Raw genomic sequence first — 15,338 nt, 5'->3', positions numbered from 1 at the left:
CGCGAACGCTGCCGTGGGAGCAATGCGGCGTACTGGCGTCGGGTTTGCTCGCGAAGATTTCGCGGCAGGTTCGTGGGTTTCTCGTTTGAAAATGGTTCCTTCGCGGTTTCACTTTATACTGGGGCATGACACATTGCCGGCTCTCGGATGCAGCGCTGCATGCTGCAGGAGCGAGGCCGTTAGCGCATAGGAGCTGTGTATATGGACGTAATCCTCATGATCGTGTACGCCACGCTGGTGCTGGGCTTTCTCGTGTTCATTCACGAGGGCGGCCATTACCTGGCGGCGCGCGCGTTCGGCGTGCGCGTGACCGAGTTCATGCTGGGCTTGCCTGGCCCCAGCATCGGTTTCACCAAATGGGGCACGAAGTTCGGCGTCACGCCCATTCTCCTGGGCGGATACGCAAAGGTGTGCGGCATGGAGCCGGGCGAGATGAGCCCTCATCTGGAGCAGGTTCTGGCCGCCCTGTACCAGCGCGGCACCGCCAACATGGAGGACATTGCTGCGGACTGCGGCATTACCGACGACGAGGCCTACGAAGCGCTCGAAGAGCTGACGGAGTGGGGGTCTATCGTGGGCCCCTCGAAGAAGGACCAGTACAACACGTATCGAACGCCGGAGTACGTCCCATCCAAGAAGCAGATCAAGGCCGCCCGCGCCGCCGGCCTTCCCGAACCGGTTGCGGGGGCGCTCGGCGAAGCGCGTCCGGTTTCGGATCCGCATGCGTTCTTCGAATCCGAGTACCGGCAGCAGTATCGCAGCCTGCCGTTTTGGAAGCGCGCGATCATTCTGGTAGCGGGCGTTGCCGTGAACCTGTTGTTCGCCGTGCTGCTGTTCATCGTCTTGTTCTCGGTGATCGGGATCGACATGCAAAACCCCACCACGGGCGTTCTGCAGCATGTCGTCGTGGGGCCGATTCAGGCTATCCAGATGGGATTTTCGTACATCGGCATGGTGATCCAGCTGATCGCGGGCCTGTTCAATCCGGCGACTGCGGCCGAAACCATGTCCAATTCCTCGTCCGTTATCGGCATCGCGGTCATGTCGAAAGACGCGTTCGAGGGGGGTCTGGTCAACATCCTCCAATTCTTTGCGGCTATTTCGGTGTCGCTCGGCATCATGAACCTGCTGCCCATCCCGCCGCTTGACGGAGGCCGTTTGGTCATCGAGCTGTTCCAGAAGCTTGCGCGTCGCACGGTGTCCATGAAGGCCCTCAACTACCTTTCGATGGCGGGCATGGCGCTGTTCGTGTGCTTCTTCTTGGTGATGGCGAATCAAGACATCCAAAGGATCATATCGGGCGTCGGCTTCGGCGCGTAAAGCACGCGCTCCGCGAAATCCCTGTGCATTTGCTTCGCCGAGCGGTCAATCAGCGGTAGAATAACCTGCAATGCACTCGTGCGCCCTGTGCCCTTTGGAGCCGGGCGCGGTTCTGCCGCATCGCGTTCGCGATCGGCGGGGATCAGAAACGGAGAAACGATGGCGATCGACGCCAAACCGAACGAACGCACCCGTCGGGTGATGGTCGGCGACGTGCCGCTGGGCGGCGGCGCGCCCGTTGTCGTGCAGTCGATGCTCAACGCGCCGGCCGACGACGTGGCTGCGAACCTGGCCCAGATCCGAGCGCTGGCCGACGCGGGGTGCGAGGTCGTGCGCATGGCCATTCCCCGGCGCGCTTGCCTTGACGCATTCCAGGCCGTGTGCGAGGAATCTCCGCTGCCCGTGGTGGCCGACATTCACTTCGACGCGGGCATCGCGGTCGAGGCGGCGCGACGCGGCGCGGCGAAGCTGCGCATCAACCCCGGCAATATCGGCGGGCTGGCCAAGACCGATGCCGTGCTCGACGCTGCAGGCGAGGCGGGTATTCCCATTCGCATCGGCGTGAACGCCGGTTCGCTTGACGATGCCATTGCGGCCCGCGAGGATCTTTCGCAGCCGGAGAAGCTGGCGCTTTCGGCCGTCGACTACGCGCGCTACTGTGAAAGCCGCGGCTTTCGGGACCTGGTGGTAAGCGCGAAGGCTCACGACGTGATGACCACGGTGCGCACGTACCGCCTGCTCAGCGAAAAGCTTCCGGGCGTTGCGCTGCACATTGGCGTCACGGAGGCAGGCACCACGTTCCAAGGCGTCATCAAGAGCGCGTGCGGCCTGGGGATTCTTCTTGAAGAGGGGATCGGCGACACGCTGCGCATCTCGCTTACCGACGATCCCGTGCAGGAAATTCGCGCATGTTGGACGCTGCTTGCGGCGCTCGACCTGCGCCGTCGCGCCCCCGAGCTCATCAGCTGCCCGACGTGCGGTCGCTGCCAGGTCGACCTTATCGGCATGGCGCGGCAGGTTGAGGATCGCATCGCGGGGCTGGACAAGCCGCTCAAGGTAGCGGTCATGGGATGCGTGGTGAACGGACCCGGCGAAGCTGCCGACGCCGATATCGGCGTTGCGTGCGGCAAGGGGTCGGGCGTGGTGTTTTTACAGGGAAAGGTCGTCCGCAAGGTGGAGGAAGAAGCCATCGTGGACGCTTTGATGGAGGAGATTGGAAAGCTATGACGAATTCGAACATCATGCGTATGAGCCAGCTCTACGCCCCCACGCTCAAGGAAGATCCCACCGATGCGGAGATCGCCAGCCATAAACTGCTGCTGCGCGCTGGCTTCATTCGCAAAACGGCGTCGGGCGTGTACACGTTCCTGCCGCTGGGCAAGCGCGTCCTGTCCAAGGTGGAGGGCATCGTCCGCGAGGAGATGGACGCTATCGGCGCTCAGGAGATCATGATGCCCGCGCTGCAGCCGGCGGAGCTTTGGCACGAGTCCGGCCGTTGGAACGATTACGGCCCCGAGCTCATGCGCCTGAAGGATCGCCACGACCATGAATTCTGCTTGGGGCCCACCCATGAAGAGCTGCTCACCGCGCTGGTGCGCAACGAGCTGCGCTCGTACAAGCAGCTGCCCCTTTCGCTGTACCAGATCCAGGTGAAGTTCCGCGACGAGATCCGCCCGCGCTTCGGCCTTCTGCGCAGCCGCGAGTTCATCATGAAGGACGCGTACAGCTTCCATGCCGACCAGGAATCGCTGCAGCAAACGTATGACGAGATGAGCGAGGCGTACGGCCGCATCTGCGATCGCATGGGCCTTGACTACCGTCCGGTCGAGGCCGATCCGGGTCAGATCGGCGGCAGCGTGACTTGCGAGTTCATGGCGCTTGCCGAGGCTGGCGAAGCGGAACTCGTTCATTGCTCGTGCGGGTACGCCGCGAACACCGAAGCCGGCGACTGCCTGGCTCGCCCGACCGTCTACGACGTTCCGGCCATGGAAAAGGTTGCGACGCCCGACGTCCACACCATCGCCGAGCTGGCTGCGTTCCTGGACATTCCCGAGTCCTCGACGGTGAAGGCGCTTTCCGGCAAGAACGACGAGGGCAAGCTGGTGGTCATGTTCGTGCCCGGCGATCACGAGCTCAACGAGATCAAGGCTGCCCGTGCGGCTGGCGGGTTCACGCTGCTGACCGACGAGGACATGGAGTCCTTCGGCTTGCACAAGGGTTCGATGGGCCCGGTGGGTCTGCCCGAGGATGCGTACGTGATCGCCGCGCGCAGCTTGCAGGCGGTACCGAAGTGGGTCGTGGGAGCGAACGAGGACGGCTATCACTACGTGGGAGCGCAGCTGGGCGTTGACTTCAAGGTGGACGAATGGGCCGACCTGTGCATCGTGCGTCCCGGCGACAGCTGCCCGACCTGCGGGCTTCCGTTGGAGGGTGCGCGCGGCATCGAGGTTTCCCAGGTGTTCCAGCTAGGCGACAAGTACTCGCGCTCCATGGGCGCCACCTTCATGACGGAGGACGGCTCCGAGCAGCCCTTCCTCATGGGCTGCTACGGCGTGGGCGTTTCACGCACCATGGCCGCCATTGTCGAGCAGCACAACGACGAGAACGGCATCAGCTGGCCGCTGACCGTCGCCCCTGCTCATGTGTGCGTCATTCCGCTGACGGTGGGCGATGACGAGGTGCAGCCTGCGGCCGAGAAGCTGGCGGCCGACCTGTCGCGGATGGGCCTTGAGGTGGCTATCGACGATCGCAAGGAGCGCGCGGGCGTGAAGTTCGCCGACGCGGACCTGATCGGCTGGCCGCTGCAGATCATCGTGGGCAAGCGCGGCCTGGCGGAGCAGAAGGTGGAGATCAAGCGCCGTAGCACCGGTGCGCGCCGCGACATCCCCTTGACCGCGCTGACCGACGCGCTTGCGTTCGCGCAGCGCAACTCGAAAGTGTGGGGCTCCGAGGTTTCGCTCTTCGGCAGCTTGTTCGAATAAAAGACGCGCGCAGGTCCAAGGATAGGGTAGGTCGAGACGAGGCAAGGGGGCACGCTTCCCTTGCCTCGTCCGTTTTACCCGGGACATTGCTTGCGCGCTCGTCCATTGAGGAAGAGGGACGTTGTGCAACGCGACATCCAGGCAGTTCTGTTCGATCTCGACGGTACGTTGCTCGATACGTACGATCTTTTGCTGGCCACGTTTCGCTATGCCACGCGCACGGTGCTGGGCGAAGTCGTTCCCGATGAGGCGCTTATGGCCAAGGTGGGGCAGCCGCTCAACACGCAGATGCGGGATTTCACGGACGACGATTCCGTGCACGAGGAGCTGTGCCGCGTGTACCGGGAGCACAACGCCGTGATCCACGACGACCTCATCAGGCTCTTTCCCGATACGATCGACATGCTGAACCGCCTGAAAGACGAAGGAGTCCCGCTTGGCGTGGTCACTTCGAAGCGGCACGATCCGGCGATGCGCGGCCTCGATTGCTTCAACCTGGCAGGCTACTTCGATTTCGTGGTGGGATCCGACGACTGGCCGGAGCACAAGCCGAGCCCCGGTCCCGTTGCCCACGGGTGTCGGCTGCTCGACCTTCGTCCCGAAGCGTGCCTGTACGTGGGCGATAGCCCCTTCGACATGCAGGCGGGCAACGCCGCGGGATGCGCGACGGCGGCAGCGCTCTGGGGCATGTTCTCGCGGGGCATGCTGCTTGGCGAAAGCCCTACGTACGTGTGCGGGCGCTGCTCGGACGTTCCCCCGTTGCTCGGGATCGGTTCCTCTTCCTACCGAGTCTGATTCGGCTGGCCGTACGTTTTAGCCACCCATTGCTCGGTAACGTCCAAGAACGCTTTTGTCGCGGCCGAGGTTGTTTTCATCGAGCGGACGGCGATGCCGATTTCGCGACTCGTTTCCACTTCGGGAGGCACCACGGCTATGGGGAAGGGAGCGTTGCGCAGGATGAGGTCGGGCAGCACGCTGAACCCCAGCCCTGCGCTCACCATACTCATCACCGCATAGTCGCTGTCGACGGTGAAGCGCACGTTGGCTTCCACGCCGTTGTTGCGGAAGAGCGCTTCCATCTCCGACGACGTTCCGCTGAGCAGCCGTATGTAGGGCTCGCCTGCAAGGGAGCGTGTGGGGAAACGCGGCGCGTCGGCCAGCGGATGATCCGGGGGAAGCGCCACGAGCAGGGGATCGTGGCGCAGGGGCAGGGAATCCATTTCCATTTTGATGGGATAGACGAAAAAGCCGCAGTCGGCGTCGCCGCGATATACGGCTTCTTCCAGCGCATCCTCGTCGTCCATGCAGATGAGCTGGAGGTCGATGCCGGGATGCTGGGCCAGAAACGTTTTCGCTATGCCTGGAAACCACTGGGTTGCCGTGCTGGTGAAAGCCGCTACGCGGACGATGCCGCTTTCCAGATGCTTGAGTTCGGCCAAACGCGCTTCCAGCTGTCGTTCGCTGTTGCAGACGTTTTGCATCCAGGGCAGCAGGTCCTGGCCCTCCGCCGTGAGGCGCGTGCCGCCGTACTCCCTTACCAGCAAGGTGACGCCCAGATCTCGTTCGAGCGAGTTTACAAGGTAGCTTATGCCGGCTTGGGTGTATCCAAGGTCGTGCGCCGCCTGTTTGAAGCTGCCCGTTTCGGCTACTTTGAGAAGCGCCTCGTATTTCTGATTGCCCATACCGTTCGCCTTTCGCGTCGATATCGTGATTCTCGCGTTTATTGCGCAAACGAACAAGGGGTATGACATGGCTTTACAAGAATTACTTTAATTTTTGAAAAGATAGTCTCGTTTTACTTTTTATAGCCGAACCCGTAGTATGTCGGAAATTCAATCGTAGTCGTGCAAGGCTTCTTGATAGAAGTCTTTTATTTCGTACGCTGTCTGTCGCACCGTCGCGCACGTGGAAGGAGGAGTTGTGGCGAATCGTTCGATCAAGCGTTGGCCTTACGTGGCTCTTGTCGTTTTGCAGACCGTTATCTTCGGGTCGGGCAACGCCATCACGAAGATGGCGTACGACAGCATCACGCCGCTGTGGTGCCTGGCCATTCGCTTCGGCTTGGCGCTGCTCGTGTTCGCGCTGTTCTTCGGTCCGCGTATCGTGCGCCAGGTCAAGGGCGTGCGCTTGCGCGTTTGGGTGCCTTCGGCCGTATGCATGGCGCTTGCGTACCTCACCTGCAACGTGGCGCTCGATTTGACCACGGCCACCAACGTGGGCTTTCTGGTTGCTTTGCCCGTGGTGTTCGCGCCGCTGCTCTTTTCAGTGGTGAATCGGCGCCGGTACCCTCTGGCCTTCATCCCGTTTCAAGTTGCCGTCGTCGTGGGGCTGTATCTGCTGTGCAACAACGGCGGGGCTCTGACTTTCGGATGGGGCGAGGTCCTGGGGCTTCTGTCCTCCGTTGCGTTGGCGGGGGCGCTCGTGTTCGGCGAGCGGGGGTTGGCCGAGCTTGACGCGGTTGCCGTGGCCGGCACGCAAATAGCCATGTCGTTCGTCGTGTCCCTGGTTTGCGCGCTCGCGTTCGAAGCGCCGGTTAATCTGGCTGCCGTGCAGCCGATCGCGTGGGGCACTATCGCGTTTTTGGCCCTGCTTTCTACGTGCCTGACGTTTTTGCTGCAGAACTTGGCGTTGACGGCGCTGCCGTCGTCGTCGGTGTCGCTGCTTTTGACGGGAGAGCCCGTGTTTACCGCCGTGTTTTCGTTCGTCCTGCTTGGCGAGGTGCTTTCCGCTGCCGGTTTTGCCGGGGCCGTCGTTATCGTGTGCGCCGTGATGGCCGCCACGTACGTAGAGGGCCGTCAAGCCTCCGGCGCGCGCGAGCATGCGCTGGCTGCGCGAGGCGCGCTCGAGGGCGTGGCTTCCGCACGCGTGGCGGCTCTTGGGGCGGAAGCCTCGCACGCGGCGCTGCCCGACCAACTGGCGCTCGCCCGCGAGAACGCTGCATAGCGGCGGTTCGCATTCAGTTCGGGGCTTCGCTTCTCTGCATTTGCATTCACATGACGGTTTCCTTGCGCGCATTGCCCTTTTCGCCGATTTAGTGCATCATGATTGCAAAGGCTGGGTTTTCGATTGCCCGGCGAATCGCAGGCGAAGGAGGCATCCATGGCTAACCTCAGCGACGGATTCAAAGACATTTTCTTGGCCGGTATCGGCGCTATGGCTATTACCGGGGAGAAGACCAAGGAGCTTGTCGATCAGTTGATCGCAAAGGGCGAACTCACGGTTGATCAAGGCAAAGAGATCAACACCGAGCTCAAGCACAAGGCCGAGGACGCCGTGTCCGCCATGCGCTACGACATGCTCGAGGCGCGCATGGTCGCTATGACGCCCGAAGAGCGAGCCGAGTTCGCCGCCAAAGCCGCGGAGTTCGCTGCGAAGGCGGATTCCAAGCCGGCCGACGTCGAAGTGGGCGATGCGTCTTGCGTCGAGGTGGACGATCCTGCCAAGAGCGAAGAGCGTGCTGACCAGCAGGTTTCCGGCGCATAGCGTGCGAATGAACGCATGATCGACAACACCGTACTCAAGCACTTCTTCAGCACCGGCGCGGACATCGATCCGGAAGGGCGCTTCAATCTCAACCGGAAGACGAGGGCGCGCCGGCTGAAGGAGATATATTCGATCCTTCAGAAGCATCGCGTGCTGCACGGCTTCACGCCCGAAGGCTTCCGAGCCATGCTGGAAGATCTGGGCCCGAGCTTCGTCAAAATCGGGCAGACCCTTTCCACGCGCTCGGAGATTCTTCCGAAGGCTTACTGCGACGAGCTTGCAAAGCTGCAGATGGAGTGCGACCCTCTGCCGTTCGACCAGATACTCGCTGCGCTCAATGACATGTACGGCGATGCGCAAGGGGATTTGTTCGACGCCATCGACCCCACGCCGCTTGGCAGCGCGTCGCTTGCGCAGGTGCACAAAGCTCGCCTTGCGACGGGGGACGTCGTGGCCATCAAGATACAGCGGCCGGGCGTGAAGGCCACGATGGCGCAGGATATCGACATCATGCGCACGATGGCGCGCCAGGCGTCTCGCTTCATGAAAGACGAGCAGATGCTCGATCTGCGCGACGTGGTCGAGGAGCTGTGGGCCACGTTTCTTGAGGAAACCGACTTCCAGCGTGAGGCGGCGAACCTTGAAGAGTTCGCGCGCTTGAACGCGAACGTGGCGTTCGTCGACAGCCCTCGGGTGTACCCGGAGCTTTGCAGCGAATACGTGCTGGTCATGGAATATATCGACGGCATTCCCATCTTGGCGGTCGACCGGTTGCACGCCGCTGGGTATCAGCTTGAAGAGATCGGCGAGAAGATCCTCGACAACTATGCCACCCAGATTCTCGATCACGGGTTTTTCCATGCCGACCCGCATCCGGGCAACCTGCTTATCCGCAATGGCAAAGTGGTGTATATCGACCTGGGCAACATGGGTCGCCTGTCGCCGCGCGACCGTGCGGGCTTCGGCAGCATCATAGAAGCGGTGGGCATGCAGGATTCCGCGGAGCTTAAAGATGCTCTCATGTCGTTCGCCGCCTCGAAGGACAACGGGGTGATCGACCATACGCGTTTCCTGGCCGACCTCGATTTGCTGCTGAGAGACTACGGGTCATGCGATGTGGCCGATATCGACATTGGCGAGTTTCTTGCCGATATCCTTATGCTCACGCGTTCTTGCAAGGTCACGCTGCCGTCCTCTATCACCAGCGTGTCGCGCGGCATCGTGACGTTGGAAGGAACCATTGCGCCGTTCATTCCCAATGAAAGCGTCGTCGGCATCATCAACGCGCATATTCAACGATCGAAGGATCCGCAAGACAAGCTGATCTCGGCCGTCGAGGATCTGGTGCTTGCGCTGCGCTCGTCCGCGAACGGCGCGCTCGGCGCGGCCCAGTACTCAGGTGAAGCGCTCAAGATGCTCACGCGCGGGCAGCTGAAGATGAACATGGAGGTGCTTGGATCCGAAGCGCCGCTGTCCAAGCTGGCCAAGATCATCAACCGCTTGACCATGGGAATCATCATCGCCGGGTTGTTCATCGGCTCGTCCATGCTGTCGCTGTCCACAATGGAGCCCCGGCTTCTGGGCGTGCCCGTCCTGGCGTTCTTCGGCTATCTGGGTGCTGCCATTTTGTCTATCTGGGTGATCGTCGACATTCGACGCCGTAGAGTTTGAGGCTTTTCGCCGAGGGATGCGCGACCGGATGGGCCGATGGGTCTCGCGGTGTGGGCGGGCGTTCGCGGGTTCAGCGGTCTCGCAGCGCGGCCGCGCGATGCGGGAGGGAGGCCCCTGGCTTCCGCTGCGAAGACGCTATCCAACGGAGGGGTCGGGCTTACGCACGAAAAACCGCTCCCGCTGGCAGCTTTTGACGGTTTGAGGTCGTCGAGTCGAGTGCTGCTCTTGTTGGCGCTCAACCCGATTTTCGTTTTTCCTGCTCACAGCTTCGGCTTGGCGCGCTGCACTTTCGCGAGCGCTCTTCACGGGCGATCAAACGACCTCAAACTGCAAGAACCTGCCAGCGAGGGCGGTTTTTCGTGCGCAAGATCGCGTTTGGCGCGATCGTTTGCCCGAGCGCCCGGTGGGCCCTGCGACCACGCGGCCGGGCGTTCGCTTCGCGGCGGGTTTCAGATGGATCGCTCGTGGTAAGGAGCCTTGTTCAACGCCCTGTGGAAACGCCTGTGTCGACGGTTTCCGCATGGTGTGCGTTTGCATTCGGTGCGAACGCGCGAATGGGCAGTGCGAGCGTGAAACCGCAGCTTGCGATTGTGCGACCTGCGTTGCTCCCGAGAGCGCAACCAAAAGTTGCGCAAGATTCCAACTGAAATTGGTCGCGCTCGAAGCGTTGCAACCGTACTCTTTTCAATACGCTATGATGAGCGAAACGAGAAAGGGAGCACGATGAACGTAGAGATCGCGCAGCGTCTGGCCGAGCGTCGCAAACAAGCCGGGTTGTCTCAGGAGGCTTTGGCCGAGAGGCTGGGCGTGTCGCGTCAGGCCGTGTCGAAATGGGAGCGGTCCGAGTCTTCCCCCGACACCGATAACCTGATCGCGCTCGCGCAGTTGTACGGGGTGTCGCTGGACGATTTGCTGTACGTGGACGAAGGCATGCAAGATGACGTGATATTCGAGGCGGCCGACCGGGCTTCCGAGCGCGAGGCGACGGCCTGCGAGAATCGCGATGAGCCCAGTGCGAAGGAAGCGCCTGCGGACGACGAGGTCCCGAATACGGAGAACCCTTCCAAAGTGCGCATAGGCGTCGGGGGCATCCACGTGGAGGACGGCGCGGAGAAAGTTCATATTTCCTGGCGCGAAGGAATTCACGTAATCGATGGAGAGAAGGGCGAAGAGGTGCATGTCGGGTGGAACGGCGTGCATGTGAAAAGCCCTAAGAACGGCCCGGATGACGACGAGGTCTTCATCGACGGCGATAACGTGGTCATCAACGGCGAGCAGTTCGATAGCTGGCACGACGCTCACGCCAAGTACGGCCATCGGGGCAGTGGCCGGTGGGACGATCCGTGCGGCTACACCGTGCAGGGCGAGCGCTTCGAGACGCTTGACGATGCCCGCGCGAAGTACGGTGACGAGGTGGGGAAGAGCATCCCGGTTCGCAAGCATTATCTGCGCGAGTTCGAGCGGTCGTGGCTGAAGTTTCCCTATCCGTTCGTGGTTATTCTGGCGTACCTGCTGATCGGCATTATGAACGGGCAATGGGGGATGGGCTTGTTCCTGTTCTTCACCGTGCCGCTGTACTATATGGTGGGCCATGCTGTGGGGCGTCGGCGCATCGCTCCGCTTATTGCCGGAGCGTATCCGCTGGGAGTGACGGCTTGGTTTTTCTACATGGCGTTCGTCTTGAGCCAGCCGCATCCGGCTTGGGTGGCGTTTCTGACCATCCCGTTGGTGGAGTGGCTTGTGTTCAGCCTTTCCCATTGGTGGCGCGATCGCAAGCGTCGCAAAGCCGCTGCTCAGAGCGCCCCTATCGACGTGTAGGGGGAAGGTGCGGGATGGATTGCCTCTTTTTCAGCCGTTATTTCTTCCCTGTATGTAAAAGCGCCCCGGTCGTTAACAACCGGGGCGCTTTATCGTAGATTGTACGTTTCGGGCGGCTTAGACGAAGCGGCTGTAGTCGTACGTAGCGGGCTTGTTGTGCTTGCTACGCTGCTTCTTGGCCTTCTCGTTCGCCTGATGCTCGGCGTTGCTCTTCTTCGAGACGCGCTTGGCCGCGTTGGAGTAGTTCTTGGAAACGTTCTCGCGCTTCTGGCCCTCGAACTTGCGATCGAAGCCTCCCTCGCGCTTCGGTCCCTCGCTGCGCTTGCCTTCGGGGCGGTTGCTGCGTCCGGGACGGTTGTCCTGGTCGCGCTTGCCCGCAAAGCTCTTGCCTTCCGAGCGCTTCCCATCGAAGCTCTTGCCGGCGGGGCGCTTGTTGTCGCGGTTGCCGTCGCGTCCGCTTGCGGAGGAGCGGTTGCCGTTATAGGAGCGGCCGCTGCTCTTGCCGCCCTTGCCCTTGTAGCCGCCGCTGCGCTGGCCCGCGCCCTTTTTCGGCTTCTCGAGCACGGAAAGGCTCAGCTCGTAGGTTTCCAGCTCCATAAGCGGGATATCCTTGCCGATCAGCTTCTCGATGTCGCGCATGGTGCGGCTGGACTCGCGGGTGACGAAAGAGATGGCGTAGCCCTGCTCGCCCGCGCGGCCCGTGCGGCCGATGCGGTGCACGTAGTCCTCGGGCATGTCGGGCAGGTCGAAGTTGATGACGTGGTCCACGTCGGGCACGTCGATGCCGCGCGCCAAAACGTCGGTAGCCACCAGGATGGACGTCTTGCCGCGACGGAAGTTCTCGAGCGCGCGACGACGCTGGCCCTGGCTTTTGTCGGAGTGGATGGACTCGGCGCGGAAGCCGGCGTCGCACAGCGCCTCGGCGCAATCCTCGGTGCGGTTCTTGGTGCGGGCGAACACGATGACGCGCTCGGAGCCCTTTTCGTTCAGCACGGCTTGCAGCAGTTCGGGCTTCTCGTGGTTCTTGATGGGCATCATGAACTGCTCGACCGTTTTGGCGGTCTCGCCGTTGCGGGCGATCTCGACAATCGCGGGGTCGTTCAAAAGCGAGCCCAGGTTCTTCTGGATCGACTGATCGATGGTGGCCGAGAACAGAAGCGTCTGGCGGCATTCCGGCGTAGCGTCCACAATGGTGGTGACGTCGGGCAAAAAGCCCATGTCAAGCATGCGGTCGGCCTCGTCAAGCACCAGCGTTTCGACGCTCTTCAGGTCCACTACGCCACGCGACATGAGGTCCTTCAAGCGGCCCGGGGTGGCGATGAGCACGTCGGTGCCGCCGCGCAGCTCCTTGATCTGCGGGCCGTAGGGCGTGCCGCCGAAGACCGTGGTCACGAAGTGGCCGGTCTTGCGCGAGATCTGCATGCAGGTGCGAGCGATCTGCTGCGCAAGCTCGCGGGTGGGGCTGACTACCAGCACGCGAGGCGCGCGGTTGCGGCCCTTGAGGCGGGGCAGGGTGGACAGCGTGGGCAGCAGGAACGCGGCGGTCTTGCCGGTGCCGGTGCTGGCGGCGGCAATCAGGTCGCGGCCTTCCATGATCAGCGGAATGGACTGCTCTTGTACGGGGGTGGGGTTCTCGTAGCCCAGACGCTCAACTGCGGCAAGCGCAGCTTCGGAAAGGCCGAGGTCGGCAAATTTGGACATATTCTGTTCCGTTCTCTTCGTGCGCGCCTTCATGCGCGCTGGTTGTTCGCATGCGCCCTCAGCTCCCCCTGCAAGAAGGGGACGGCTCTAAGCGCTGCCCTGTTCGCACCCGCTCCTGCGGCGTGCATTGCGCTTGACCCGAGCCGCTTATCTCAATCTGTTTGGCGAAACTATGCGAACGCGCGAAAAGAAACGAGAAAGAATTTCGTGTGAAGCGACCATCTAGTATGGCCCTTGCGGCTTCATATAGGAAGAGAGAACGCCCAGAAACACGTTGAATGTGTGCGAATCTCCACGGAAGCCGGGTCTGGCGACTGCACGTTTGGCCTTGCCCGTTTAGTAGTGACGGGCGCATGGAAGACGCTCGCGGTGGTTTGCCTACCGTCTGCGGTACACAAGCGTCGTATTGCCAAAGGAAGCAAAATTTCCTGCCGAAATGATAGGTTTTTCGATGGATGTAGGAGCTGTGTTGATCTCGAAAAAAATTTACGCAAAACGATAAATGATAATTTTACAAATATGTAGTTGATCTGCGAAAACAAAAAATCGGGGGGGGGGGTGCTTTTTGCCATATGCCAAATTCTTGTTGCTAAAGCGACATCTTGCCAGTATGATTGGAAAAGTTGAGAGACTTAATACATATCAACCGATTCATGCTATAAACCTGTCGAATGTAGCGTGCGTCGGGGAGGCAAGAGCGCGAAAGCGCTCTTTTAACGACAAGCGAGAACGGAACAGCTGAACCTTTTATGGAACCGCGTGATAACTACAATCGCACGACGTCCGGCAGACACGGTGCTCCCGAGCAGCCTGGTCGCCCTTACGACCAGTCTCGTAGGGCGAACGGTGCTGCATCTGTTCCGGGTGCAAACCAAGGCATGCCCCAAGGAGGTCAGCGCCCTTATGGGGCCCCGACCCGGCCGGTGCAGGGCGGCTACCATCCAGCGGGCGTTCATTCCGGCCAGCCCTCCGGGTACCCTTCCTCGAACGACGACATCATTCGCGTCCGCAAAAAGCGTCGCAAGCATAAGAAGCTCAAGCGCGCACTGCTCATCATCGCCGTTGTGCTGGTGGTCCTCGTTGGAGGTACCGCTGCGTATGCGGGCTGGTACACCAGCACGCTTGCCAACAATATGGCCATGGACGCTCAAGAAAAGTCCCAGCTCGATACCGTTTTGACCCCTGCCGACAATCAGCAGAAGCCTTTCTACGTGCTGCTGGTGGGTTCGGATAACTGGGAAACGTACGGCGAGCGTTCCGACGCGCTTGTTCTGACGCGCGTCGATCCCGTCAGCCATGCCATCACCATGGTGTCCGTGCCGCGCGACACGCCCTACATGCTCAATGGCAGCAAAACCAAGATCAACCAGGCGTTTGCCGAAGGCGGCGCCGTGGGCGCGGTTACGGCCGTGCAGCAACTGACCGGCGTTCCCATCACCTACTATGCCGAGATCGAGTTTGCCGGCTTGGCCGAGTTCGTCGACTCCATGGGCGGCATCTACGTGGATGTTCCGTACACCATCGACTACGAGGTGTACACCAAAGACCAGCCCGCCGTCCATATCGAGGCCGGCAACCAGCTGCTCGATGGCAACGAATGCGTCGCCCTTGCGCGCATGCGCACCGCGTACGGCGACGACCAGGATGCCGTACGCCAGTCCAACGTGCGCGCTATGGTCATGGCTTTGCTGAAGAGCGTGCTCCAGGCGCCGCCGGCAGAGATCCCCGGTTTGGTGCAGCGCCTTTCCGCATGCGTGACCACCAACATGGAGCTGCAGACCATGATTTCCCTGGCCATGGATTTCGCTCAGTCGGGAAGTCCTGCCATCTACACCTGCACCGGCCCCTACAAGGGCGATATCGATCCGGATACGGGACTGTGGCTGTGCTACGAGGATCCCGAAGGTTGGAAGGCTTTGATGGAGGCCGTCGATGCGGGCAAGGATCCAGAATCTGTGGGGCTGAAGGTTGAAGGTAAGTAGCGGGACGCCGCTGATAATAGAAAGATGAACGCATGACACTGCTCGAACTGTTCAAACTGCTTCGCAAGCACCTGGCCTTGGTCATTGTGCTCCCGATCGTCCTTGCTGTAGCAACGGCGGGCGTGAGCTGGGGCCTTCTTGACAACCAGTACACGGCCAAGGTGTCCGTGTACGTCCTGAACTCCAAGGAAAAGGAAGGTACGGCTAATACCACCGCCTACAACGACCTGACCGCCAGCCAGCTCATGGCCAACGACATTGCCACCCTGGCGAAGTCGGACACCGTGCAGGAGAAGACGGCTCAGTCGCTTGGCATGGAGTCGCTGAAGGATTACAAGATCTCCGTCGAGTCGAGCACTACCACGCGCGTCATCGACATATC

General features: G+C 61.3%; 12 protein-coding genes. 10 read left to right on the top strand and 2 right to left on the bottom strand.

What is annotated here, in order from left to right; genetic code table 11:
• The first annotated feature begins 201 nt into the window (after positions 1–201).
• The 4 genes from ACMNI9_RS03005 to ACMNI9_RS02990 all read left to right on the top strand — a co-directional run bounded on the left by ACMNI9_RS03005 (position 202) and on the right by ACMNI9_RS02990 (position 5,096).
• Positions 202–1,320, top strand: coding sequence for a site-2 protease family protein (locus ACMNI9_RS03005; protein ID WP_418830792.1), 1,119 nt, complete (start codon positions 202–204; stop codon positions 1,318–1,320).
• A 159-nt stretch (positions 1,321–1,479) separates the two neighbouring features.
• Positions 1,480–2,547, top strand: a complete 1,068-nt coding sequence (gene ispG / locus ACMNI9_RS03000; protein WP_216529098.1) for a flavodoxin-dependent (E)-4-hydroxy-3-methylbut-2-enyl-diphosphate synthase — start codon at positions 1,480–1,482, stop codon at positions 2,545–2,547.
• Between the two features lie 14 nt (positions 2,548–2,561).
• The gene (locus ACMNI9_RS02995; RefSeq protein WP_418830794.1) at positions 2,562–4,301 is read left to right on the top strand and encodes a proline--tRNA ligase; all 1,740 of its coding nucleotides are present in this window, start codon (positions 2,562–2,564) and stop codon (positions 4,299–4,301) included.
• Between the two features lie 123 nt (positions 4,302–4,424).
• Complete coding sequence (locus ACMNI9_RS02990; RefSeq protein WP_225748712.1) at positions 4,425–5,096, top strand: HAD family hydrolase; 672 nt, start codon at positions 4,425–4,427, stop codon at positions 5,094–5,096.
• Here ACMNI9_RS02990 and ACMNI9_RS02985 read toward each other — a convergent pair.
• Positions 5,084–5,983 carry a LysR family transcriptional regulator gene (locus tag ACMNI9_RS02985; protein WP_225748713.1) on the bottom strand — a complete coding sequence of 300 codons (900 nt, stop codon included), beginning with the start codon at positions 5,981–5,983 and terminating at the stop codon, positions 5,084–5,086. The two genes, ACMNI9_RS02990 and ACMNI9_RS02985, sit on opposite strands and share 13 nt — an antisense overlap.
• 238 nt (positions 5,984–6,221) lie before the next feature.
• Between ACMNI9_RS02985 and ACMNI9_RS02980 the strand changes: the two genes are divergently transcribed.
• From ACMNI9_RS02980 to ACMNI9_RS02965, 4 genes are all read left to right on the top strand, one after another.
• On the top strand, positions 6,222–7,244 hold the full coding sequence (locus ACMNI9_RS02980; protein ID WP_225748714.1) for a DMT family transporter: 1,023 nt from the start codon (positions 6,222–6,224) through the stop codon (positions 7,242–7,244).
• Between the two features lie 156 nt (positions 7,245–7,400).
• A complete protein-coding gene (locus tag ACMNI9_RS02975; RefSeq protein WP_216529101.1) occupies positions 7,401–7,784 on the top strand; it encodes a phasin family protein in 384 nt (127 codons plus the stop codon).
• 15 nt (positions 7,785–7,799) lie between these two features.
• Positions 7,800–9,455 carry an ABC1 kinase family protein gene (locus ACMNI9_RS02970; protein ID WP_418830791.1) on the top strand — a complete coding sequence of 552 codons (1,656 nt, stop codon included), beginning with the start codon at positions 7,800–7,802 and terminating at the stop codon, positions 9,453–9,455.
• Positions 9,456–10,178: 723 nt separating this feature from the next.
• Positions 10,179–11,273: a helix-turn-helix transcriptional regulator gene (locus tag ACMNI9_RS02965; protein ID WP_418830790.1), complete on the top strand. Its 1,095-nt coding sequence runs from the start codon at positions 10,179–10,181 to the stop codon at positions 11,271–11,273.
• A gap of 117 nt (positions 11,274–11,390) precedes the next feature.
• On the opposite strand, the gene ACMNI9_RS02960 is transcribed toward ACMNI9_RS02965, so the two are convergent.
• Positions 11,391–12,974, bottom strand: a complete 1,584-nt coding sequence (locus ACMNI9_RS02960; protein ID WP_114567120.1) for a DEAD/DEAH box helicase — start codon at positions 12,972–12,974, stop codon at positions 11,391–11,393.
• Positions 12,975–13,897: 923 nt separating this feature from the next.
• Here ACMNI9_RS02960 and ACMNI9_RS02955 point away from each other — a divergent pair.
• Both ACMNI9_RS02955 and ACMNI9_RS02950 read left to right on the top strand, forming a co-directional pair.
• Positions 13,898–14,956: an LCP family protein gene (locus ACMNI9_RS02955; protein WP_418830789.1), complete on the top strand. Its 1,059-nt coding sequence runs from the start codon at positions 13,898–13,900 to the stop codon at positions 14,954–14,956.
• A gap of 32 nt (positions 14,957–14,988) precedes the next feature.
• On the top strand, positions 14,989–15,338 hold a 350-nt coding region (locus ACMNI9_RS02950), incomplete at its 3' end, for a Wzz/FepE/Etk N-terminal domain-containing protein (protein ID WP_418830788.1).

It is taken from the genome of Paraeggerthella sp., assembly GCF_048427265.1.
In the GTDB taxonomy this organism is placed as follows: Bacteria; Actinomycetota; Coriobacteriia; order Coriobacteriales; family Eggerthellaceae; genus Paraeggerthella; species Paraeggerthella hominis.
The sequence above is the reverse complement of the archived record's forward strand: the minus strand, read 5'-3'. Positions and strand labels throughout refer to the sequence as shown.

What these genes read in the sequence shown, in the direction of transcription:
- ACMNI9_RS03005 (WP_418830792.1), top strand. Translation starts at nt 202, where the DNA reads ATGGACGTAATCCTCATGATCGTGTACGCCACGCTGGTGCTGGGCTTT.
- ispG (WP_216529098.1), top strand. Translation starts at nt 1,480, where the DNA reads ATGGCGATCGACGCCAAACCGAACGAACGCACCCGTCGGGTGATGGTC.
- ACMNI9_RS02995 (WP_418830794.1), top strand. Translation starts at nt 2,562, where the DNA reads ATGCGTATGAGCCAGCTCTACGCCCCCACGCTCAAGGAAGATCCCACC.
- ACMNI9_RS02985 (WP_225748713.1), bottom strand. Translation starts at nt 5,983, where the DNA reads ATGGGCAATCAGAAATACGAGGCGCTTCTCAAAGTAGCCGAAACGGGC.
- ACMNI9_RS02975 (WP_216529101.1), top strand. Translation starts at nt 7,401, where the DNA reads ATGGCTAACCTCAGCGACGGATTCAAAGACATTTTCTTGGCCGGTATC.
- ACMNI9_RS02970 (WP_418830791.1), top strand. Translation starts at nt 7,800, where the DNA reads ATGATCGACAACACCGTACTCAAGCACTTCTTCAGCACCGGCGCGGAC.
- ACMNI9_RS02965 (WP_418830790.1), top strand. Translation starts at nt 10,179, where the DNA reads ATGAACGTAGAGATCGCGCAGCGTCTGGCCGAGCGTCGCAAACAAGCC.
- ACMNI9_RS02960 (WP_114567120.1), bottom strand. Translation starts at nt 12,974, where the DNA reads ATGTCCAAATTTGCCGACCTCGGCCTTTCCGAAGCTGCGCTTGCCGCA.